The 21,373-nt window shown below is 69.8% G+C and carries 21 protein-coding genes, 1 tRNA gene, 3 pseudogenes and 1 riboswitch; of the genes and pseudogenes, 17 read left to right on the top strand and 8 right to left on the bottom strand.

The annotated features are described in order from the left end of the window. Positions 1-182 precede the first annotated feature (182 nt). From mbhE to KIV56_RS07960, 8 genes and pseudogenes are all read left to right on the top strand, one after another. Positions 183-1,619, top strand: a complete 1,437-nt coding sequence (gene mbhE, locus KIV56_RS07995) for a hydrogen gas-evolving membrane-bound hydrogenase subunit E (RefSeq protein ID WP_281536102.1) — start codon at positions 183-185, stop codon at positions 1,617-1,619. Beyond that, positions 1,616-2,155 carry a sodium:proton antiporter gene (locus KIV56_RS07990; RefSeq protein WP_281535827.1) on the top strand — a complete coding sequence of 180 codons (540 nt, stop codon included), beginning with the start codon at positions 1,616-1,618 and terminating at the stop codon, positions 2,153-2,155. Before mbhE ends, KIV56_RS07990 begins: the two co-directional genes overlap by 4 nt. Continuing rightward, entirely contained in the window at positions 2,152-3,720 is a 1,569-nt protein-coding gene (locus KIV56_RS07985) for a Na+/H+ antiporter subunit D (protein WP_281535826.1), read from the top strand. The genes KIV56_RS07990 and KIV56_RS07985 overlap by 4 nt, the downstream gene beginning before the upstream one ends. Beyond that, positions 3,717-4,388 carry a Na+/H+ antiporter subunit E gene (locus KIV56_RS07980; protein WP_281535825.1) on the top strand — a complete coding sequence of 224 codons (672 nt, stop codon included), beginning with the start codon at positions 3,717-3,719 and terminating at the stop codon, positions 4,386-4,388. The genes KIV56_RS07985 and KIV56_RS07980 overlap by 4 nt, the downstream gene beginning before the upstream one ends. Next, a complete protein-coding gene (locus KIV56_RS07975) occupies positions 4,388-4,651 on the top strand; it encodes a monovalent cation/H+ antiporter complex subunit F (RefSeq protein ID WP_281535824.1) in 264 nt (87 codons plus the stop codon). Before KIV56_RS07980 ends, KIV56_RS07975 begins: the two co-directional genes overlap by 1 nt. After that, positions 4,648-5,004 carry a monovalent cation/H(+) antiporter subunit G gene (gene mnhG / locus KIV56_RS07970; RefSeq protein ID WP_281535823.1) on the top strand — a complete coding sequence of 119 codons (357 nt, stop codon included), beginning with the start codon at positions 4,648-4,650 and terminating at the stop codon, positions 5,002-5,004. The genes KIV56_RS07975 and mnhG overlap by 4 nt, the downstream gene beginning before the upstream one ends. A 5-nt stretch (positions 5,005-5,009) precedes the next feature. Then, positions 5,010-5,099: riboswitch (ZMP/ZTP riboswitch) on the top strand. A 24-nt stretch (positions 5,100-5,123) separates the two neighbouring features. Next, positions 5,124-6,422, top strand: a complete 1,299-nt coding sequence (gene glyA / locus KIV56_RS07965; protein ID WP_281535822.1) for a serine hydroxymethyltransferase — start codon at positions 5,124-5,126, stop codon at positions 6,420-6,422. 164 nt (positions 6,423-6,586) lie between these two features. Continuing rightward, a pseudogene (locus KIV56_RS07960) lies at positions 6,587-7,469 on the top strand (bifunctional methylenetetrahydrofolate dehydrogenase/methenyltetrahydrofolate cyclohydrolase). Positions 7,470-7,615: 146 nt separating this feature from the next. On the opposite strand, the gene KIV56_RS07955 reads toward KIV56_RS07960, so the two are convergent. Then, complete coding sequence (locus KIV56_RS07955; RefSeq protein ID WP_134561609.1) at positions 7,616-8,152, bottom strand: gamma carbonic anhydrase family protein; 537 nt, start codon at positions 8,150-8,152, stop codon at positions 7,616-7,618. Between the two features lie 52 nt (positions 8,153-8,204). Here KIV56_RS07955 and KIV56_RS07950 point away from each other — a divergent pair. Next, positions 8,205-8,694: pseudogene (locus KIV56_RS07950) on the top strand (YbaK/EbsC family protein). A gap of 128 nt (positions 8,695-8,822) precedes the next feature. Here KIV56_RS07950 and galK read toward each other — a convergent pair. Further along, on the bottom strand, positions 8,823-9,983 hold the full coding sequence (gene galK, locus KIV56_RS07945; RefSeq protein WP_281535821.1) for a galactokinase: 1,161 nt from the start codon (positions 9,981-9,983) through the stop codon (positions 8,823-8,825). Beyond that, complete coding sequence (gene galT, locus KIV56_RS07940) at positions 9,980-11,140, bottom strand: galactose-1-phosphate uridylyltransferase (protein WP_281535820.1); 1,161 nt, start codon at positions 11,138-11,140, stop codon at positions 9,980-9,982. Before galT ends, galK begins: the two co-directional genes overlap by 4 nt. Here galT and KIV56_RS07935 point away from each other — a divergent pair. From KIV56_RS07935 to KIV56_RS07920, 4 genes and pseudogenes are all read left to right on the top strand, one after another. Beyond that, a pseudogene (locus KIV56_RS07935) lies at positions 11,139-11,630 on the top strand (DeoR family transcriptional regulator); the annotation flags it as partial. The gene galT and the pseudogene KIV56_RS07935 overlap by 2 nt on opposite strands. Positions 11,631-11,712: 82 nt before the next feature. Next, the gene (locus tag KIV56_RS07930; protein ID WP_281535819.1) at positions 11,713-12,066 is read left to right on the top strand and encodes a hypothetical protein; all 354 of its coding nucleotides are present in this window, start codon (positions 11,713-11,715) and stop codon (positions 12,064-12,066) included. Between the two features lie 9 nt (positions 12,067-12,075). Then, positions 12,076-13,014 carry an aldose 1-epimerase family protein gene (locus KIV56_RS07925; RefSeq protein ID WP_281535818.1) on the top strand — a complete coding sequence of 313 codons (939 nt, stop codon included), beginning with the start codon at positions 12,076-12,078 and terminating at the stop codon, positions 13,012-13,014. Positions 13,015-13,024: 10 nt separating this feature from the next. Next, positions 13,025-14,410 (top strand): DUF445 domain-containing protein, encoded by a 1,386-nt coding sequence (locus KIV56_RS07920; protein ID WP_281535817.1) that lies wholly within the window; start codon positions 13,025-13,027, stop codon positions 14,408-14,410. 96 nt (positions 14,411-14,506) lie between these two features. Here KIV56_RS07920 and KIV56_RS07915 read toward each other — a convergent pair whose 3' ends face one another. The 4 genes from KIV56_RS07915 to KIV56_RS07900 all read right to left on the bottom strand — a co-directional run bounded on the left by KIV56_RS07915 (position 14,507) and on the right by KIV56_RS07900 (position 17,042). Further along, the gene (locus KIV56_RS07915) at positions 14,507-14,968 is read right to left on the bottom strand and encodes a hypothetical protein (RefSeq protein WP_281535816.1); all 462 of its coding nucleotides are present in this window, start codon (positions 14,966-14,968) and stop codon (positions 14,507-14,509) included. Positions 14,969-15,286: 318 nt separating this feature from the next. Continuing rightward, a complete protein-coding gene (locus KIV56_RS07910; RefSeq protein WP_281535815.1) occupies positions 15,287-16,450 on the bottom strand; it encodes a cation:proton antiporter in 1,164 nt (387 codons plus the stop codon). A 58-nt stretch (positions 16,451-16,508) separates the two neighbouring features. Next, positions 16,509-16,892 carry a hypothetical protein gene (locus KIV56_RS07905; RefSeq protein ID WP_281535814.1) on the bottom strand — a complete coding sequence of 128 codons (384 nt, stop codon included), beginning with the start codon at positions 16,890-16,892 and terminating at the stop codon, positions 16,509-16,511. Positions 16,893-16,966: 74 nt separating this feature from the next. Continuing rightward, positions 16,967-17,042, bottom strand: a tRNA-Lys gene (locus tag KIV56_RS07900). Positions 17,043-17,177: 135 nt separating this feature from the next. On the opposite strand from KIV56_RS07900, the gene KIV56_RS07895 reads away from it, so the two are divergent. The 4 genes from KIV56_RS07895 (at position 17,178) to KIV56_RS07880 (ending at position 20,491) form a co-directional block, all read left to right on the top strand. After that, a complete protein-coding gene (locus KIV56_RS07895; RefSeq protein ID WP_281535813.1) occupies positions 17,178-17,822 on the top strand; it encodes a DNA-directed RNA polymerase subunit beta in 645 nt (214 codons plus the stop codon). 208 nt (positions 17,823-18,030) lie between these two features. After that, positions 18,031-18,609, top strand: a complete 579-nt coding sequence (gene sigK, locus KIV56_RS07890) for an ECF RNA polymerase sigma factor SigK (protein ID WP_432432635.1) — start codon at positions 18,031-18,033, stop codon at positions 18,607-18,609. After that, a complete protein-coding gene (locus KIV56_RS07885) occupies positions 18,606-19,541 on the top strand; it encodes an anti-sigma factor (protein WP_281535812.1) in 936 nt (311 codons plus the stop codon). The genes sigK and KIV56_RS07885 overlap by 4 nt, the downstream gene beginning before the upstream one ends. 20 nt (positions 19,542-19,561) lie before the next feature. Continuing rightward, positions 19,562-20,491: an aminotransferase class IV gene (locus KIV56_RS07880; protein ID WP_281535811.1), complete on the top strand. Its 930-nt coding sequence runs from the start codon at positions 19,562-19,564 to the stop codon at positions 20,489-20,491. A 66-nt stretch (positions 20,492-20,557) separates the two neighbouring features. On the opposite strand, the gene pstB is transcribed toward KIV56_RS07880, so the two are convergent. Then, positions 20,558-21,337, bottom strand: a complete 780-nt coding sequence (pstB, locus tag KIV56_RS07875) for a phosphate ABC transporter ATP-binding protein PstB (RefSeq protein ID WP_281535810.1) — start codon at positions 21,335-21,337, stop codon at positions 20,558-20,560. Between the last annotated feature and the right edge of the window lie 36 nt (positions 21,338-21,373).

The raw sequence follows: 21,373 nt of genomic DNA, 5'->3' as shown, positions 1-21,373 counted from the left end.
TCGCCCCCGGGTTGCTCGCCGTCGCGACGATCGCGCTCGGCCCCCTCGCCGGGTGGCTCGACCCGCGGCTTTCGCCATACGCGGACACCGTCCCCGGCGGTGGGGACGCGCACCTCGCCCTCTGGCACGGGTTCGAACCCGCGCTGGGCATCACCGTTGTCGTGCTCGCAATCGGCTCGGCGATGTTCTGGAAGCGTCGCAGGGTCGCGGCGCTGCAGGACCGCGTTCCCGCCACCGTCGACGCCGGCCGCGGCTACGGGATCCTCGTGCGCACCGTCGACCGCACAGCGGCGCGGCTCACCCATTTCGCGCAGCACGGCGGACTGCCGCAATACCTCGGCACCATCCTCGTGGTCTTCGTACTCGCCCTCGGCTTCGCCGCCACGGTCAACCGCACCTGGCCGGACACCGTCGTGCTCTGGGACTACCCCGGCCAGGTCATCATCGCCGTGATCCTGATCCTCGCGGCGATAGCCGCCTCCCGGTCCGGCCAGCGGATGACGGCGGTGCTGCTCGCGGGGGTGACCGGCTATGGCCTCGTGGCCCTGTTCGCGTTCCACGGGGCGCCAGACCTCGCCCTGACCCAGGCGCTCGTGGAGACGATGACCCTGGTCGTCTTCGTGCTCGTGCTGCGACGCCTGCCCGCGACCGTCGCCCGGCCGCAGGCGCCCCTGCACCGCAGGCGCCGGGCACTGATCGGCGTCCTCGTCGGCCTCACGATGGGCACGATCGCCGTGATCGCCCTCGGCGCCCGGCAGGACCCGAGCATCGCCCTCGACCTGCCCCGCCTGACCCTCGAGGCCCACGGCACCAACATCGTCAACGTTGCGCTCGTGGACATCCGGGCCTGGGACACGATGGGGGAGGTGTCCGTGCTCATCGTCGTTGCGACCGGCGTCGCGAGCCTGCTCTTCGTGTCCGGGCGCACCGAGACCGTGCCGCGGCTGAAGGGCTCCCGCACCCAGCGGTCGCCGCGCAACCGCCGCCGCGTCGTGGCCGACCCGCAGGCCTCCTCGGCAGGCCACGCCGTCACCCGGCAGTCCTGGCTTCTCGCCGGACGCACGATCAAGCCGGAGGACCGGTCGATCCTGATCGAGGTCATCGTGCGGTTGCTCTTCCACCCGGCGATCGTCGTGTCGGTGTTCCTGCTCTTCGCCGGGCACAACGCGCCAGGGGGCGGCTTCGCCGGGGGACTCCTCGCCGGTCTCGCCCTCGTCGCCCGCTACCTCGCCGGAGGACGCTACGAGCTCGGCGAGGCGGCCCCGATCGACCCGGGCAAGATCCTCGGCCTCGGAGTGGTCCTCGCCGTCGGCACCGCGGTCGCCTCCCTGTTCGTCACCGGCATCCCGCTGCAGTCGGCGTATGCGAGCATCGATGTTCCCGTGCTCGGCCATCTCTCCTTCGGTACCTCGACCATCTTCGACATCGGGGTCTACCTCGTCGTGATCGGCCTCGCCCTCGACATCCTCCGCAGCCTCGGCAGCGAGATCGACCGGCAGAGCGAGGCCGGCGAAGCCCCGCCCGCCGGCTCAGACGCCTCGGCAACAGCTGACGGGTCCGCTGCCGCAGCGCCGGCCGCCGGTGCCGGTGCAGAGCCCGTCCCCGAGGTGATCCCGTGAGCGCCTCCCTGACCCTGGTCCTGATCATGGCCGCGCTCTACGCGACCGGCGTCTACATCATGCTCGAACGCAGCCTCACCCGGGTGTTGATCGGGTTCGTTCTCGTCGGCAACGCGACGAACCTGCTGATCTTCATCATGAGCGGCCGGCCGGGCAGCTCGCCGATCATCACCGGCACCTCGGGCGACGCAGACATGGTCGATCCCGTGCCGCAGATCCTGATGCTCACCGCGATCGTGATCAACTTCGGGGTGACAGCGCTCATTCTTGCCCTCGTCTACCGGGCGTGGTGGCTCGCCCAGCTCGGCGACGAGGGCGACACCCTCACCGACGAGCACGCGGCCGAGACCGCGTCCTCCGCGGAACAGGACTTCCGGTCCTCCGCAGACGACGACGCGGCCGTGCGCGCCTCCCTCGACGGGGGCGATCATGACGACCCCGACGATCATGACGACCCGGACGACTACAACCCGGACGACGACGCCCACGACCACGGAGCGCCCATTCGCCCCGGGAACACGGATGCCGCCCGATGAGCCTTGCAACCATCCTCGTCCCCCTCGTCGTCGCCATCCCGCTCCTCGGCAGCGCGATCACCCTCGCGCTCGGCCGGCGCACCGTGACCCAGATCGCCGTCGGCGTCGCCTCGCTCGCCACGGTCGCCCTGATCAGCGCCACCCTCCTCGTTCTCGTTGACCAGCAGGGGCCCGCCGTCGTGCACGTCGGGGGCTGGCAGGCGCCGTGGGGGATCGTGCTCGTCGTCGATCGGCTCTCCGCGCTGATGCTGCTCGTCTCGGCCGTGATCCTCCTCGGCGTGCTGCTCTTCGCCGTCGGCCAGGGCATCATCGACGGCGACAGCGACACCCCCGTTTCGATCTTCCATCCGACCTACCTCGTGCTGTCCGCCGGGCTGTTCAACGCCTTCATCGCCGGTGACCTGTTCAACCTCTACGTCGGCTTCGAAATGTTGCTCTCGGCCAGCTACGTGCTGCTCACCCTCGGCGGCACCGGTGCGCGCATCCGTGCGGGGGTCGCCTACATTGTCGTGAGCCTCGTCTCCTCGATCCTCTTCCTCAGCTCGATCGCCCTGATCTACGGCGCGACCGGGACCGTGACCCTCGCCCTGCTCGCCGAGCGCATCCCCGCCCTGCCCGGTGACGTGCAGGGCATCCTCGGGCTGATGCTCCTCCTCGCCTTCTCGGTCAAGGCCGCCGTGTTCCCGCTGTCGTTCTGGCTACCCGACTCCTACCCGACCGCACCGGCCCCGGTCACCGCGGTCTTCGCGGGTCTCCTCACCAAGGTCGGCGTCTACGCGATCCTCCGCACCCAGACCCTGCTCTTCCCGGGCAACCCGTTCCAGGTGCCGCTGCTCGTCGTCGCCGCGCTCACGATGCTGATCGGCATCCTCGGCGCGCTCGCCCAGGCCGACATCAAGAGGATGCTGTCCTTCACCCTGGTCAGCCACATCGGCTACCTGATCTTCGGCATCGCGATCGGCACCCCCCTCGCCCTCGCAGCAACGATCTTCTACGTCGTGCACCACATCACCGTCCAGACCACCCTGTTCCTCTCCGCAGGCCTCATCGAACGGGTCGGCGGCACGACCTCACTCGCCCGGCTCGGCGGGATGCTCAAAGCAGCCCCCGTCGTGGCGACACTGTTCTTCATCGGTGCGCTCAACCTCGGTGGCATTCCGCCGTTCTCGGGCTTCCTCGGCAAGTTCGCCCTGTTCCAGGCCGGAGCCCAGCTCGGTACCCCGCTCGCCTGGTCCGTGATCGGCGCCGGGGCGGCGACCTCGCTCCTGACCCTGTACGCACTCGCCCGGGCGTGGAACATGGCCTTCTGGCGCCCGCGCCGCGAGATCGAGAACTACGACTCGCCCATGCTCGACCGCCTCACCGACGACCCGCACGACGACGGAACCGTCGTGACCAAGACCGTTTCCCCGCTCATGGTCGGCGCGACCGCCGGGCTGCTCGTGCTGACCATCGGGCTCACGGTCTTCGCGGGTCCCGTGTTCGACTTCGCCGCGCGGGCCGCCGCCGACATCGAGGCGCCGAGCGACTACATCGAAGCGGTCTTCCCCGGCGGAACACCATGAGCGCCCGGGCCGAGCGCCGTGCCGCACTCCTGAACCAGCTCCCGCTCTGGCTCGGGCTCGTGCTGCTCTGGATGCTGCTCTGGGGCAGCTTCTCCTGGCTCAACCTCGTGACCGGCGCCCTGCTCGCCTCGCTCGTCTCCATCGTGTTCTACCTGCCCGCCGTGCAGCTGAGCGGGCGCCTCGATCCCGCGCGCACCGTGGTCTTCCTGCTGCGGCTGCTCGGCGACATCGTGCGCGCGTCCGTGCAGGTCGCCTGGCTCGCCCTGAAGCCCCTCAGGACGACGGCCGGCCCGCAGAGCGCGATCATCGCCGTGCCTCTCCGCACCCGGAGCGACCTCATCCTGACCTGGACGGCCGTTGCGACCTCGATCGTGCCCGGATCGATCGTCATCGACACCGACCGGGTGAGTTCGACGCTCTACCTGCACGTGCTGGGAGTGCGGACGCACGCCCAGATCGACCTCTTCCGGGCGAGCGTGCTCGCGACCGAGCGGCGGATCGTGGGCGCATTCGGCTCCCGCGAAGACCTCGAACGGCTCGCGCTCGGCGATGCCGTAGCCGCCGTTGCGGCGGCGACGGGCGCCGTGGCCGCGGACGCGCGAGCGGCATCCACCCGGGACGACGACAGCGACCGCAGGAACCTGGACGATACGGGAAAGGAAACCTGATGGGAATCGTCGTGATCGTGGCCGCCGTGCTGTTCGGCGCCGGGGGTCTGTGCGCCGTCTACCGCATCGTTCGCGGCCCCTCCGTGCTCGACCGGGTGATCGCCTCCGACGTGCTCGTCGCGACCGTGATCTGCGCGCTCGGCGCCGAGATGGCGATCAACCGGCACGTCGACACCCTGCCGGTGCTGCTCGTGCTCGCCCTGTTCGCGGTGCTCGGCTCGCTCGCCGTCGGCCGCTTCCTCGGCGGGAAGGAGCACTCGTGACCCCGGCGATCGGCGATGTCGTGACGGCGGTGCTCGTGCTCTCCGCCGCCCTGATGTGCCTCGCGGCCGGCGTCGGCCTGCTGCGCTTCCCCGACGTGCTCAGCAGGCTGCACGCGGCGACCAAGCCGCAGATCTTCGGCCTCATCGCCGTGACGCTGGATGTCGCGGTCAATAACTTCACGCTCGGCACCGTCACGCTCTCGGTCGCGATCGTGGCCTTCCAGGCGCTCACCGCCCCGATGGCCGCGCACCTCATCGCGCGGGTCGCGCACGACACCGACCGGTTCCGGCCGGAACTGCTCGTCGTCGACGAGCTGGGACGTGCGAACCGTCGCGGTGACCGCGGCGACTGATATGATTTCCGTGTCGCAACTGGCGTAGCACGAAAGATGGGTCACCATCGGGGAGCGACTGACACGGTTAGTGGCCGCACGCCTGGGCCACGACGATTAATTCAAGTCTGAGGAGACCCGTGTCCGAATCTGTGCCTGGCACCACGCTGCATTCCACCTTCAATGAGCCGCTCGAGGTCGTCGACCCCGAGATCGCCACCGTTCTCGAGCTCGAACTGGGTCGCCAGCGCGACTACCTCGAGATGATCGCGAGCGAGAACTTCGTGCCGCGCGCCATCCTGCAGTCGCAGGGTTCCGTGCTCACCAACAAGTACGCCGAGGGCTACCCGGGGCGCCGCTACTACGGCGGCTGCGAGTTCGTCGACGTCGCGGAGGAGCTCGCGATCGCGCGGGCGAAGTCCCTTTTCGGAGCGGCATACGCGAACGTGCAGCCGCACTCCGGCGCCACGGCGAACGCCGCTGTGCTCTCCGCGATCGCAACGCCCGGCGACACCATCCTCGGCCTCGAGCTCGCCCACGGCGGCCACCTCACCCACGGGATGAAGCTCAACTTCTCCGGCAAGCTCTACAACCCGGTCGCGTACGGCGTCGACCCGGACACCTTCCTCGTCGACATGGACGTCGTCCGCGACAAGGCCATCGAGCACAAGCCGAAGGTCATCATCGCCGGCTGGTCCGCATACCCCCGCCACCTCGACTTCGCCGCGTTCCGCGCGATCGCCGACGAGGTCGGCGCCCTGCTCTGGGTCGACATGGCGCACTTCGCCGGGCTCGTCGCCGCCGGCCTGCACCCGTCGCCCGTGCCGTACGCCGACGTCGTGTCCTCGACCGTGCACAAGACCCTCGCGGGCCCCCGCTCCGGCTTCATCCTCTCCCGGGACACCGCGCTCGCGAAGAAGCTCAACTCGAACGTGTTCCCCGGCCAGCAGGGCGGCCCGCTCATGCACGTGATCGCCGCCAAGGCGACCGCGTTCAAGCTCGCGGCAGAGCCGGAGTTCAAGGAACGCCAGGAGCGCACCCTGCGCGGCGCCAGCATCCTCGCCGCCCGCCTGACAGCGGACGACTCGCGCGCCGCCGGCGTCGACGTGCTCACCGGCGGCACCGACGTGCACCTCGTGCTCGCCGACCTCCGCAACTCTCCGATCAACGGCCAGCAGGCCGAGGACGCCCTCCACGACGTGGGCATCACGGTCAACCGCAACTCGGTGCCCTTCGACCCGCGCCCGCCGATGGTCACGAGCGGACTGCGGATCGGCACGCCCGCCCTCGCGACCCGCGGCTTCGACGATGCCGAGTTCACCGTCGTGTCCGACGTCATCGCAGAGGCCCTCAAGCCCGGCGCCGACGTGCAGGCGCTCCGCGCCCGGGTCAAGACGCTCACCGAGGCTTTCCCGCTCTACCCCGGCCTGCAGCAGTAGCCCACACGCTCACCCTGCACCCCCCTGACGAATTCGACGGAGTTTCTGCAAGAAAACCACGTGGGAAACCCGTTTTCGGGTCTTTCGCTCAGAATCTCCGTCGAATTGGTTCGGCGAACGCGGAGAACAACCGCGCTCGAAAGCACCAAACGATTGGATCACGCATGACCGCAATCATCCTCGACGGCGTCGCGACCGCGTCCGCCGTGAAGACCGAACTCATCGGCCGCGTCGCTGAGCCTGCGCGCGCACGGGATCGTTCCCGGGCTCGGCACCCTGCTCGTCGGCGACGACCCGGGTTCACGCTCGTACGTCGCGGGCAAGCACCGCGACTGCGCCGAAGTGGGCATCGAGTCGATCCGCATCGACCTGCCCGCCTCGGCAACGACGGCGGATGTCCGCGCCGCGATCAAGGACCTCAACTCCAGCCGTGAGGTGACCGGGTACATCATCCAGTTGCCGCTGCCCGTCGGCAACAACGAAAACGCGATGCTCGAATTGATCGACCCGGCCAAGGACGCGGACGGCCTGCACCCGACCAACCTCGGCAGGCTCGTGCTCGGCATCGAAGGCAAGCTCAGCTCTCCGCTGCCGTGCACGCCGGCGGGCATCGTCGAGCTGCTGCGCCGCTACGAGGTGCCGATCGTCGGCCGTAAGGTCGTCGTGATCGGCCGCGGGCTCACCGTCGGCCGGCCGCTCGGCCTGCTCTTCACCCGCAAGGGCCTGGACGCGACCGTCACGCTCACCCACTCGCGCACGGTCGACCTGCCGGAGGAGGTCCGCCGCGCGGACATCGTCGTGGCCGCGGTCGGTGTGCCGCACCTGGTCCAGGCGGACTGGATCAAGCCGGGTGCCGCAGTGCTCGACGTGGGCATCACCCGCCAGGTCGACCCGGTCACCGGCAAGGGCGCCCTCACCGGCGACGTGCACCCCGACGTCGCAGAGGTCGCCGGCTACCTCTCGCCGAATCCCCGTGGCGTCGGGCCGATGACGCGCGCCATGCTGCTCGGCAACGTGGTCAAGGCCGCCGAGCGCGCCCTGCTCTAGCCCAGCCCCCGCGCTTCCCAGCACCCGCCGCGTCGCCCCCGGGAAACGCTCGCGTGATCGCTGAGGTGTCGCATATCGACCTTCGCGTCGACGTTTAACGTCGATATGCGACACCTCACGGAACCGGCCCGGCCGTCCCGGGCGGGTCAGGCGAGGGCGGCGGTGTGCAGGGCGGCGTGGTCGAGGTAATTCGCGGCGTTCTGGCGGATGCCCGCGACCTCGGCATCCGTCAGGGGTCGGCGCACCTTGGCCGGGACCCCCGCGACGAGCGAGTACGGCGGTACGATCGTGCCCTCCAGCACGACGGCCCCGGCCGCGACGAGGGAACCCGTCCCGATCACGGCGCCGTTGAGCACGGTCGCCTTCATTCCGATCAGGGCGCCGTCCTCGACGACGCAGCCGTGAAGCACCGCGCCGTGCCCGACGGACACGTCCCGGCCCACGATGAGCGGGAAGCCGTGGTCGACGTGGCAGGAGACGTTGTCCTGCAGGTTCGAGCCCGCGCCGATCCGGATCGGTTCCGCCTCCGCGCGCAGCACCGAGTTGTACCAGACGCTCGCGTGTTCGGCGAGGATCACGTGCCCCACGAGGACGGCGCCGGGGGCGACGAACGCGGAGTCCGCGATGCTCGGCCCCGGGCGGTCGGGCAGGGTGATGATGCGGGCGGCGCTGTCGGCAGTCATACGCGCCAGCCTAGTGCGGGCGGGAAGCGGATGCCGTGGATAGGCTGGCCGCATGGTGAACACCGCACACCCCGCCGTCGACCGTGTGCGGGAGGCGCTCGCCGCCTTCGGCCTCGCGCCGGACATCCGCTGGCTGGATGGGGCCGCGACGACCGCGCAGCAGGCCGCCGACGCGCTCGGCATCGAGCCGGGCGCGATCGCCAACTCCCTCGTCTTCACCCTCGACGGCGAGCCGCTGCTCGTGCTGACCTCGGGCGCGCACCGCGTCGACACGGCCTGGCTCGGCGAACGGCTGGGCGGTGCGATCGGCCGGGCGTCGAAGGAACTCGTCAAGAGCGCGACCGGGCAGGTCATCGGCGGCGTCGCGCCGGTGGGGCACCCGGCGCCGCTGCGCACTCTCGTCGACGTGGACCTGGCCGCCTATGCGGAGGTCTGGGCGGCCGCCGGCCACGCCCACACCGTCTTCCCGACCAACTTCGCTGAGCCTGCTCCGCATCACGGGCGGTACGCCGTCCCGGGTCACCCCGCCCGAATCGGCCTAACTCCTGCAGATCCCCGGTCGCCGCGCCGCTTCAGTCGCCGAGTGTCGCCGCAGCCGCCGAGTGTCCCCGGTCGGCCGGGTCATCTCGGCAGGATCGGCGACACTCGGAGGCGAGTGCGCAGGGCGGGTTCAGCCCTCGCGGCCGGCGCCGTTCGCCGCGCGCACCACGAAGGTGTCCGGGGCTGCGAACCCGGCGTCCGCGAATGCGGAGCGCACCGCAGCGGTCACCACGGGAATGAGCTCGTGCGGGGTGAGTGCGATCGCGGCGCCGCCGAAGCCGCCGCCCGTCATCCGCGCCCCGAGGGCGCCCGCGCCGCGCGCTGCGACGACCGCGAGGTCGAGCTCGGGTACCGAGATCTCGAAGTCGTCGCGCATCGAGGTGTGCGAGGCGTCGAGGAGCGCGCCGATCGCGGCCGGGCCGGATTCGCGCAGCGTACGCACCGTGTCCAGCACCCGCTGGTTCTCGGTGATCACGTGCCGCACCCGGCGGAACGTCTCGTCGTCGAGCAGCTCAGCGGCCCGCGCGAGGTCGACGACCCCGAGGTCGCGGAGCGAGTCGACGCCGAGCAGGCGGGCGCCGAGTTCGCAGGATGCCCGGCGCGAGGCATACCCTCCGGTCGAGTGCTCGTGGCTCACCTTCGTGTCGATGATCAGCAGTTCGAGTCCCGCGGTATCGAAGCCGAGCGGGACGACCTCGGACTCGAGTGTGCGGCAGTCCAGGAACACCGCGGAGTCCTTCTCTCCGAGCAGGGAGGCCGACTGGTCCATGATGCCCGTCGGCGCGCCGACGGCCCGGTTCTCGGCGAGCTGGCCGACCCTGGCGAGGGTGCGCCGGTCGAAACCGAGGGCCCAGAGGTCGTTCAGCGCGACAGCGATGGCGCTCTCGATGGCTGCGGACGACGAGAGTCCCGCGCCGATCGGCACGTCGGAGACGATGTACACGTCGAAGCCGGTCACGGCCTGGAGTGGAGCCCCGAATTCGCCGAGTGCCCAGGCGACTCCGAGCGGGTACGCCGACCAGCCCGAGAGGATGTCGGGGCTCAGCCCGTCGAGGGAGACCTCGACGATCTCGTCGGAGAACGAGCTCGCCACCCGCATCAGCCGGTCGCTCCGCGCAGCCAGCGCGATCACGGTGCGCCGGTCGATCGCGAACGGCAGTACGAAGCCGTCGTTGTAGTCGGTGTGCTCCCCGATCAGGTTCACCCGGCCGGGCGCGGACCAGAGGCCGTCCGGCTCGCCGGCGAAGCGCTTGGCGAAGCCGGCGGTGGCTGCGGAATCGAGGGCGCTCATGCGCGGGCCTCGCTCGCGGCATCCGCGGTCATGGACCGTTCGACGGCGGCACGGATGCCCGCAGCGGCCTGTTCGGGAGTGACGTCGCCGATCCAGGCCCCCATCGCGGCCTCGGAACCGGCGAGGTACTTGAGTTTGTCCTCCGCCCGGCGTGGGCTCGTCACCTGCAGCATCAGTCGGATGTCGTCACGGTGGGTCTGCACCGGGGCCTGGTGCCAGGCCGCGATGTACGGCGTCGGGGTCGAGTAGATCGCGTCGATGCCGCGGAGCAGGCGCCGGTACAGCACGGCGAGCTCGTCGCGCTCGGCGAGGCTCGTCGCCGCGAAGTCGGGGATCTGGCGGTGCGGCAGCATGTGCACCTCGATGGGCCAGCGGGCCGCGAAGGGTACGAACGCGGTCCAGTGCTCACCGCGGATGATGACCCGGTCCGCGGCCTGCTCGCTCGCGAGCACGTCGGCGAAAAGAGTCGGGCCGTAGGCTTCGAGCGACGCGATCACGCGCTGGGTGCGCGGGGTGACGTACGGGTACGAGTAGATCTGGCCGTGCGGATGCCGCAGCGTCACGCCGATCGCCTCGCCACGGTTCTCGAAGGGGAACACCTGCTGGATGCCCGGCAACTGGGAGAGCACGTGGGTGCGCTCGGCCCAGGCCTCGATCACGGTGCGCGCCCGGGTGACGGAGAGGCTCGCGAAGGAGCCTTCGTTCTCGGGGCTGAAGCAGACGACTTCGCAGCGTCCGACGGAGGTGCGGGTGCGCTCGAGGCCGATCTCGGCGAGCTCGGCGAGCCCGGCCGGCGCGTTCGCATCGGTCAGCAGCGGGCCGAAGGAGGGCGACTTGTTCTCGAACACGGCGACGTCGTAGTTGCTCGGCACCTCGCTCGGGTTCTCCGGCGTCGACGGCGCGAGGGGGTCGAGGTTCGCCGGCGGCAGGAACACCCGGTTCTGGCGTGCGGAGGCGATCGAGACCCATTCGCCGCTGAGCGGGTCCTGGCGCATGCTCGCCGTCGGCGGGCGCGGGTCGAGCTGGCGGGTATCGGCGGCGCGTTCGGGCGAGAGCCGCGTGTCCGGGTCGTCGAAGTAGATGAGGTCCCGGCCGTCGGCCAGGGTGTGGTGGTGACGGGTGATTCCGGGTGCGGCGACGAAGCCTGCGCTGTCCATGACGGTGTCCATAACCCTTCCCACGTTAGCGGATCTGCGCAACCGAAACCAGTGGTTTCTGATTGATAACCAAAAGAAAGTAAGCGAAGATAGGGAGATGATATCCGACCTGCCCGCCGACCGAGAGTTGCTCCCGCAGCACCAGCGCAGGGAGCAGATCCGAAGGCTCGTCGACGAACGGGGATTCGTGCGGGTGAGCGAACTGCGCGAGGCCTTCGGTATGTCCGGGGTCACCGCGCGCGCCGACCTCGACGCCCTCGAGGCGACGGGCCTCGTGCACCGGGTGCACGGGGGAGCGGTTCCCGCCCAGGCGCCGGGATCGACGCTCGCGGCGGACACCGAACCCTCCTTCGAAGAGTCGCTCGGGGCATCCGTGATCCCGAAGCAGCAGATCGGAGCGCTCGCCGCCTCGCTCGTCGAGAGCGGCCAGAGCGTGATCCTCGACGTCGGCACGACCAGCCTCGCCATCGCCAGGGCCCTGCTCGCCCGCACCGACCTGAACGACGTCGTCGTGATCACCAACGGGCTCAGCATCGCCCTCGAACTCGAGCCCGCCATCCCGCGCTTCCACCGTGATCGTCACGGGCGGCTCGCTCCGACCCCTGCAGCACTCCCTCGTCGAGCCGCTCGCCGCGACCGTGCTCAGCCAGGTGCACGCCGATCTCGCCTTCATCGGCTGCAACGGCGTCGACGTGACCGGAGGCGTCACGAACATCAACCTGCCCGAAGCCGGGATCAAGACGCTCATGCTCCAGGCGGCGACCCGCGCGATCGTGGTCGCTGACGGCTCCAAGCTCGGCCGGGTGCACCTCGGCAGGATCGGCGCCCTCGATGCCTTCGATTCCCTGCTGACGGATGCCGCCGCGCACCCCGACGCGCTGGCCCGGCTCCGCGAGGCAGGGCTGACCGTGCTCCAGGGCGAATAGGCTGGTCCCATGCGCGCAGCCACCGGAACCCAGTACGAACTCACAAACGAGACCCCGGACGGGCGGGCCACCGCGACGATCACCGAGGTCGCCGCGGGGATCCGGGCCTATACCCTGAACGGCATAGACCTCGTGGAGTCCTTCGCTGCGGCGGTCGAGCCGCCGATGTCCGCCGGCATCGTGCTCGTGCCGTGGCCCAACCGGATCAAGGACGGGACCTGGCTGCACGGCGAGGACCGCCAGCAGCTCAGCATCACCGAGCCCCTCCTGAACAACGCCATCCACGGACTCCTCCGCTTCACCGCGTACCGCCTCGTCGAGCGCGACGCGTCAGCCGTGACCCTCGCCGCGACCGTGTTCCCGCAGTCCGGCTTCCCGTTCCAGCTCGACACCACCGTGACATATGCCCTCACCGACACGGGCCTCGAGGTCACCCACACCGTGCACAACGTCGGCGCCGAGAGCGCCCCCATCGCCATCGGTGTCCACCCGTACCTCAAGATCGGCGACGTCCCCACCGAGGAACTCGTCCTGCGCGTCGACGCGGCAACCCACCTCGAAGTGGATGCCCGGCTCAACCCGACCGGCGTCGACACCCCGGTCGACGGCACCGGCTACGACCTTCGCGCCGGCGTGCGCGTCGCCGACCTCGCGCTCGACGACGCCTTCGGCGGCGCCGGACGCGAGCACTCCCTCACCGCGCCGGACGGCCGCAGGGTCACCGTCTGGGGCGACGAGAACATGCGGTACGTGCAGGTCTTCACTCCGACCGAGTTCCCCGTCACGACGAGCGACGACGTGAGCCCCGTGCCTGGCCGCGCGGTCGCGATCGAGCCCATGACCGCGCCGGCCGACGCCTTCAACTCGGGGGCCGGCCTCCGCTGGCTCGCACCCGACGAATCCTGGACCGTGCGCTGGGCCATCCGCCCGACCGGATTCCAGGCCTAGGCTCGCATCCATGGCGCTCACGCGCGAACCGAAGCCCGGCGAGCCGACAGCAGGCTCGTCGGCACCAGGCCAGCCGACAGCAGGCTCGTCGGCACCCGGTCGACCGAAGCCCCGCGGCAGCCGGCCGCGCCGCGCCGCCGTGTTGAGCCCCGCCGACGCGGCCCGGCTCGTGGCCCTGGTCAGGATGAAGCGGCTCGCCCTGGCCCTGCTCGTGCTGATGGCGCTCGTCTTCGCGGTCTCGTTCGCACTGCAGGATCGTATTCCCGCTCTGCAATACGTCAGGGCCGCCGCCGAGGGCGGCATGGTCGGCGCTCTCGCCGACTGGTTCGCCGTGACCGCTTTGTTCCGGTATCCGCTCGGCCTGCGCATCCCGCACACCAACATCATCGCCAGCCGTAAGGACGAGATCGGCGCAAGCCTCGGCGAATTCGTCGGCACCAACTTCCTGTCCGAGCAGGTCGTCCGCGGCAAACTCGACTCGATCGGCGTGTCCCGGAGGCTCGGCATGTGGCTGAAGCAGCCCGACAACGCCCGCAGACTCACCGATGAGATCGCTGTGGCCGGCACCGGGCTCCTCACCCTCCTGAGCGACGACGCGATCAAGGACCTCATCGAGACCGTGGCGCGCGAGCACCTCGTGCGCCCGGAGTGGGCGCCGCCGATCGGTAGGGTCGGCGCGCGGCTTCTCGCGTCCGGGCAGCAACACGCCGTCGTCGATCTGCTCCTCGACCGCGCGGAGGGCTGGCTGCACGAACACCCGGAGGCCTTTGGACGGGCCGTGTCCGCGCGGCTGCCCGGCTGGCTCCCCGGCTTCGTCGACCGTCTCGTCGACGACCGGGCGCATCGCGAGGTGCTCGGGTTCGTCGCCTCGGTGCGGGCGGACGCCGCGCATCCGCTTCGTGAGGCCATCGACCGCTACCTCGTCGAGCTTGCCGACGACCTCGAGCACGACCCGGCGATGATCAACCGGGTCGAGACCCTCAAGCTCGAGCTCCTGGACAGTGCCCGCCTGCGCGAGTTCGCGAGCGAGACCTGGGAGGCCGTGAAGGTGTCCCTCGTGGCGTCGCTCGGTGACCCGGTGAGCGACCTGAGGGACGGCATCCGGGCGACCGTGATCGAGGTGGGCGAGCGACTGGCCGGCGACGGCGCACTGGGCGGCCGCATCGATCGCTGGATCGCCGACTCGGTGAGTTACCTCGTGCGCACCTACCGCGACGAGCTCGCCGGGGTCATCACCGAAACCGTCGAACGCTGGGACGCCGCCGAGACGAGCGAGAAGATCGAGCTGCAGGTCGGCCGCGACCTGCAGTACATCCGGATCAACGGCACCGTCGTCGGCTCCCTCGCTGGACTCGCGATCTTCGCGATCGCCCAGGCTGCCGTCACCCTCTTCTAAACCGAGCGCCCGAGCAGAGCGGGGCCTCCGCAGCCCGACGCGGCGGGGCCCCGACCGGTGTCGCCCGGTCGGGGCCTCGCCCGGTCACGGTCCTGCTCAGGCGGCGCGGCGTAAACGCGCCGGCGCTTCCGCATTGAGCGGATGCCGCGTCCCGGCCGGTCGTGCCTGCGCGTGTGCGGCGGCGGTCACGATGCCGCCCGCCGGGATCCGGATATCGCGGTCGATGACCGCTCCGCTCTGTACCCGGGCGCCGTCGCCGATCCGGGAGTGGCTTCCGAGGCGGGCGGCCGCGCCGATCACGGCGTCGACGCCGACGTGCACGTTCTGGCCGATGAAGGCCCGTGCCCCGACGAGGGCGTTGTGATCGATCCAGCTGCCCGGACCGATCCAGGCGTCCGCCCCCACCCTGGCTCCGCTCTCGACGTACGCCGTTCCGGAGATGAAGGCGGACGGGTCGACCCGTGCCCCGCCGGAAACCAGTCCGCGTCCGTTCGCGTGCCGGCGATACTTTTCGATCGTGCCGGTCTCGGTCTCGACTTCTTCGTTGATTCTTTCCACGTGCGACCTCCTTGAATTGTCGCGTCACCCCGCAGGCTCCCGCTCCGCTGTATGCCCGCAGCGCGCGTGGCGCGACTGCGGAGCGACAAGTCTGGCGGCTGAGCCCGAGTGCTGACCGTGTCAACGCTGTGTGCTCCCCGGGAATTCCCCGGGCGGTGGCCCTGCCCCGGTGCACCGCCCCTCTGCGCCCGGCGGCGCGCCAGTTCCGCAGCTGCGCGCCAGTTCCCCCGAGTCGCGCGCCAGTTCCGCCGTTCCGCGCCAGGCATGCTTGGCGCGAAGTGGCGCACATGGCGCGCGAGCGGAAGCATCCGCTCGGGGTCAGGCGGATGTCGGTGGTGCGGCGGGCGCTCCTGGTGCGGCGGGGGCCCCGGCCGCCTGCCTCCGGGAGGCGACGCCCGCAGCCCCGGTCGCGACGCCGATCGTGATCAGGGCACCCAGGATCAGCGCGGCCGCTTCGCCGGGTGCCAGCAGGTTCAGCTGGGTTCCGATCGTCGCCGCCGCAACCGGCACGCCGAGCTGGGCGGCCGCGAGCAGGCCGTAGCGCAGCGGCAGGCCGAGCAGCCGGGCCGAGGCATGGGCCAGGAGGGCGCCGAGACCGAGGGCAACGCCGAGCAGGATCATTCCGGGCCGCGTCACGAGGTCGAGCACGTTGAGCGAAGCACCGAGCCACACGTAGAACAGCGGTCCGAGGAACCCGTCGGCGATCGCGAACAGCTGCCGGGCAAGGCGCCTCGGCTCCCCGACCATCGCGACGGCGAGCCCGAAGGAGAACCCGGCGAGCATGATCGAGACGTGGCTCACGACCGCGAGGGCTGCGAACGCGAACAGGATCGTCAGCTGCACCCGCAGTTCGAGGGCGAACTTGCGGTCCTCGGACACCCGGTGCAGCCGAAGCCGGGAGCCGTTCTTTTCGAAACGCGAGAGCGCGAGATACAGCAGCAGCGCTGAGACCGCGACCGCGACGGCCCCGAGCGCGGCCCGGCCGGCATTGGCCGGGTCGATCACGATCGGCAGGGCGACGATCGCGGCGACGTCGGCGATCGCGACCTGCGCGGTCGCCTGCAGCACCGACGGGCCGGTCAGTTTCAGCGAGTCGATCACCGGCAGCACGAGCGCCGCAGACGACGAGGCGAGCAGCACCGCGTACAGCGGCGCGTGGCCGGTGCCGAACAGCACCGCCGTCGCCACGCCGAGCACGATCGCGATGAGGGCAGCGAGACCGGCCCGCGCCGTTCCCTTTCCGAGCGCCGAGCGGATGCCGGCATCACGCACCGGCACGTGGGTGCCGGCCACGAACATGATCAGTGCGAACCCGACGTCAGCGAGCAGGGTCAGGGTCGGATCGCTCGAGTCGACGAGGCCGAGCCCGGTGTGGCCGACAAGGATGCCGGCCAGGAGCTCCCCCGAGCATGACCGGAACCCGCCAGCGCCGCGGGGTCGCCAGCAGGGGACCGAGCAGGCCGACGAGGGAGATGATCGCAAGGGTCTGGAACGTCATCGGGGTGTCCGGACGGTCGACCGGCAGTGCACCATGACGCGGTTAGAGCGTCAGGTCCGCCAGCTGCACCGGGATGTCGGTGTTCTCGTTCGTGAGATACGTGGCGCAGACCCGGTGGTACCCGTCCGCGATGTGCAGCGGAACGGCCGCGGGCAGGTTGCCGCGCACGAGCAGGATCGGCGCGAGCCGACCGCCCTCACGGATCAGCTTGAGGTATCTGGCGACATGCGGGTTCTCGGCTGTGAGCAACTGCAGGCCGGCGGCGCGCAGGATGTCCTTGGCCTTGTGGAAGGTGATGGGCGCCGCCTCGAGGGCGAGCGACGTCGCCTCGACGGCGTGCTCGTTCACGACCAGCCGCAGGTAATCCGCCGCCTTCGGGTAGTTCTCCGGGATCGGCTCCTCGAGCCACTTGACCTTCTTGGGCATCCTGACCTCCACGCCATGAACTCGGGACAGCTGTAACCGCCACGCGAAAATACACACTGCAGGAATGACGACACTGGTGGGCCCCGTCGGGCTCGAACCGACGACCCAAGGATTAAAAGTCCTTTGCTCTACCAACTGAGCTAGAGGCCCGCGGTAGATAATCTACCGTGGATTCGGGCGAGGTTTTTCTGGGTACCGTGGGGAGGGGTCCTAGCGCGGACGGAATCGCCCCGCGAGACACGCACGAGACCCGAACAACACACGCAGGAGATACGGAGGATTCGATTGGCAGACGACTTCCACAAGCCCACCCAGTTCTCGGGCAGCAAGTTCGAATCCTTTGAGGGCGGACAGGACCCGGCGAATATCAGTCGGGTCGCGCACGAGACCGCGCACGCGCTGCTCGCCCGGGTGCGTAATGACCCAGACCCCGCGGTTGTCGAGCGGCTCGTCGCCTACACCGACGAACATGGCATCGACGCGGTCGCCGAGCTGTGGTCGCGCGCAACGCCGCGCAGCCTGCCCGGCGCGCTCTGGCGGATCTACCTCGTCCGACTGCTCATCCGCCAGGACCCCGAGGGCACTGCGTTCCTCTACCAGCGCGGCACCGAGGTCACCGTGGCCATCGACCCCGTCATCGCCGGAGCCGCCGCGCCGACCGGCCCCGCCGAGATCATCGCCCTCGCAGACCAGATCCTCCGCGGAATCTTCACGGGCGACTTCGCCGTTGCGCTCGACCGTGCTGCGGCGTTCTGCCGGGTCATCGCAAGCGGATGCGCGAGTGTCGCCGACGACCTCGACGCGACGGAAGTCGGCGCATCCGGGGTATCTCGCGCCACAGAACTGACCACCCGCGCCCTGCGGTTCTCGACGACGGCCCAGGAGTTCGGCTCGTGCGCCCGCTTGTGGCGCAGCGATTCGCTCGACTAGGAATAAACACCCGTCTTCGTCGTTTACACTGAATGCTGGTCGGGCCGCAGTAACCCCGGGCTCCAATATTCGCCGCTCTGAGCGGCCTCGCGCCGAGAGGCGTTCTGCGGCCCGGCCTTCAGCCTTTTCTGACCAATCCATTTCGCGTTCGGTGCCGAACACTAGTCATGGAACGGGATAAGACCTGACATGCTGGTTCTCATGACTGCTGACTTCGCCGCTGACACCGAGTCGACAGCGCCTCCCTCAAAAGAGGAGCCTGCTTACCCGGGTCGCCACCGGAGACCAGGCGGCCTTCGGGGAACTGTACGACCAGATGGCCCCTCGGGTGCTCGGTCTGGTCAAACGCCTGCTCGTCGACCACGCCCAGTCGGAAGAAGTGACCCAGGAGATCTTCCTGGAGATCTGGCAATCGGCGACGCGGTACGAGCCGGCGCGTGGCGGGGCTTCCACCTGGATCATGACCATGGCGCACCGACGTGCGGTCGACCGGATCAGGTCGTCGCAGGCCGGCCGCGACCGGGACACGAAGATAGGCATCCGCGATCTCGCGGTTGCCTACGACGACGTGTCCGAGACCGTAGAAACACGAATCGAGCACGAAAGGGTGGAGAAGGCGATGTCCAGACTGACCGAACTGCAGCGCCAGGCGATCAGTCTTGCCTACTACGGGGGCTTCAGCCAGAGCGAAGTCGCCGCCCAACTGCATATCCCGCTCGGGACCGTGAAAACGAGACTCAGGGACGGGCTCATCCGCCTTCGCGACGAACTGGGCGTGGCCTCATGACCGGCACAGAGAACACCGGAACGGGCACACCGGAGCGCAACCCCGGTGAGCTGTCCGGCGCATACGCCCTCAACGCCCTCGAGGCCAGGGAGCGCGCCGCCTTCGAGGCTCACCTCGAGTCCTCGGAAGAGGCCCGCATCGAGGCCGCAGAACTGAGCGACACCGCGGTGGCCCTCGGCCTCGCAACCGCCCCGGTTCAGCCCTCAGCCGCCCTCAAGGCCTCGCTGATGGCCAAACTCTCCTCCACCCCGCAGCTCGCTCCCCTCGCCGGTCCGGCGAGCACACCGGCAGCGGATGCCGCCCCCGCGTCCCCCCGCCTCGCCGCGGTACCGCCCGTTCCCCCCTCCGCGCAGGCAACCCCGGTGGTCTCCGCGGATCCCTCGGCGGCCGGCACCGGCGCAGGCTCGAGTTCCGGCACGAGCGCCGCAGAGCGGGCACGCAAGCGCTGGTTCCAGAGGCCCGCGAGCCTCCTGCTCGCTGCGGCCGCCGCTGTCGCCCTGTTCGTCGGCGGCACGTTCGTCGGCTTGGGACTGGCCGGCCCGTCGGGCACCTCCGATTCCTTCGCGGCCCAGCAGGCGGCATCCCTCGCCCAGCTGAACGCGGCACCGGACGTCCAGCGGGCTTCGGCGACGACCGCAGACGGCCACGCGGCCACCCTGGTCTGGTCCGACACGAGCAGCCTGTCGGCGCTCGTCGTCGACGGCCTGCCGGCGCTGTCCGGAGACCAGGACTACCAGCTCTGGTACATCGGAGCCGGGGGAGCGGTCTCGGCCGGTCTCCTCGACACGAGCGTCAGCGCGAACGGAGGAACCGCCTGGCGTGTCCTCGACGGCAGCCTCACCGCCGGCGACACGATCGGCATGACCGTCGAGCCCAAGGGCGGCTCGAAACAGCCCACGACGGCTCCGATCGTCGCCATCCAGAGTTCCTGATCCGCAACTAGGCTCGGGGCATGACGCTGCCATTCACCCTGCTGATCGACCCGGTGCCCGCCGATTCCGCCCAGACGGAGTTCGCGGGCACCTTCCACGAGATGGACTCGACCGCCCCGGCGCTCCGGGTGGGGGAGTTGAGCACCCAGCGCGGTGACGGCATCTTCGAGACGCTCAGCGTCGTCGACGGCCATCCGCAGGAGGTCGAGGCGCACATCAGCCGACTGCGCCATTCGGCGGAGATCTGCGACCTCCCGGTGCCGAACGCGGCGCAATGGCGTGAGGCCATCGGCTACGCGGTGTCCCGGGTGCCCCACGAGGGCGAGCTCGCCCTCAAATTCGTGCTCAGCCGAGGCGTCCAGTCCGGACCGGCGCCGACGGCATGGCTGCACGCGACCCGCGCGCCCGACCACTCCGCCGCGCGCGAAAACGGGGTACGGGCGATCACCCTCGATCGCGGCTACCCGCGCGGCGTCGCCGAGGCCGCTCCGTGGCTGCTGATGGGAGCCAAGACGCTCAGCTACGCGATCAACATGGCTGCCCTCCGTGAGGCGCGGCGTCGCGGGGCCGACGACACGATCTTTCTCACTCACGACGGCTACGTGATGGAGGGTCCGACGTCGAGCGTGGTGATCCGTTCGAACGGCATGTACGTGACGCCGGCGCCGAGCGGAGCGATCCTGCACGGCACCACGCAGCAGAGCCTCTTCGAGCACCTCAGGGAGCAGGGCGAACCGGTGGAATACCGGGACGTCACCGTCGCGGAGCCTGCGGGCGGCGGATGCCGTCTGGCTGCTGTCGAGCATCCGCCTGGTCGTGGCGGTGACCGAGCTCGACGGCCTGCCGCTCGCGACCGACCTGCCGCGCACGCGCGTCTTCAACGCGTACCTGCTCGGTCGCACCGCCTAGCCCCGAGCCCTAACCAATTCGACGGAGTTTTTGCGATCTGAACCGGTTTACCCGGCCTCCTAGGGGGTCGAAAACCAAAAACTCCGTCGAATTCGTTCAGCGCTGGTTTAGCCGAAACGGCCGGAGACGTAGTCCTCGGTGGCCTGAACCGACGGGTTGGAGAAGATCGTCGTGGTGTCGTTGTACTCGATGAGCTTGCCGGGCTTGCCGGTGCCGGCGATGTTGAAGAAGCCGGTGCGGTCGGAGACGCGGGACGCTTGCTGCATGTTGTGCGTGACGATCACGATCGTGTACTCCGCCTTCATCTCCTCGATGAGGTCCTCGATCGCGAGGGTGGAGATCGGGTCGAGGGCCGAGCACGGCTCGTCCATCAGGATCACGTCGGGCTGCACGGCGATGGCGCGGGCGATGCAGAGCCGCTGCTGCTGGCCGCCGGAGAGGCTCGATCCGGGCTTGTCGAGGCGATCCTTGACCTCGTTCCACAGGTTGGCGCCCTGGAGTGACTTCTCGATGAGGGCGTCCGCGTCCGGCTTGGACATGCGGCGGTTGTTGAGCTTCACGCCGGCGAGCACGTTGTCGCCGATCGACATGGTCGGGAACGGGTTCGGTCGCTGGAACACCATGCCGACCTGGCGGCGCACAAGCACCGGGTCGACGCCGTTCCCGTAGAGGTTGTTGCCGTCGATGAGCACCTCGCCGGTGACGTAGGCGCCGGGGATGACTTCGTGCATCCGGTTCAGGGTGCGGAGGAAGGTGGACTTGCCGCAACCGCTCGGCCCGATCAGGGCGGTCACCGTGCGGGGCTCGATCGTCAGCGTGACGTTTTCGACAGCGAGGAACTTGCTGTAGTAGACGTTGAGGTCGTTGACTTCAATGCGCTTGGACATATGATCCTTCGAGTTGCGGCCAGCGGCCGGGTGGAG

Source organism: Cryobacterium breve, from assembly GCF_027594785.1.
GTDB classification, from domain to species: Bacteria; Actinomycetota; Actinomycetes; order Actinomycetales; family Microbacteriaceae; genus Cryobacterium; species Cryobacterium breve_A.
Note: the sequence above shows the minus strand (reverse complement) of the source record. Positions and strands in the feature narration are given on the sequence as shown.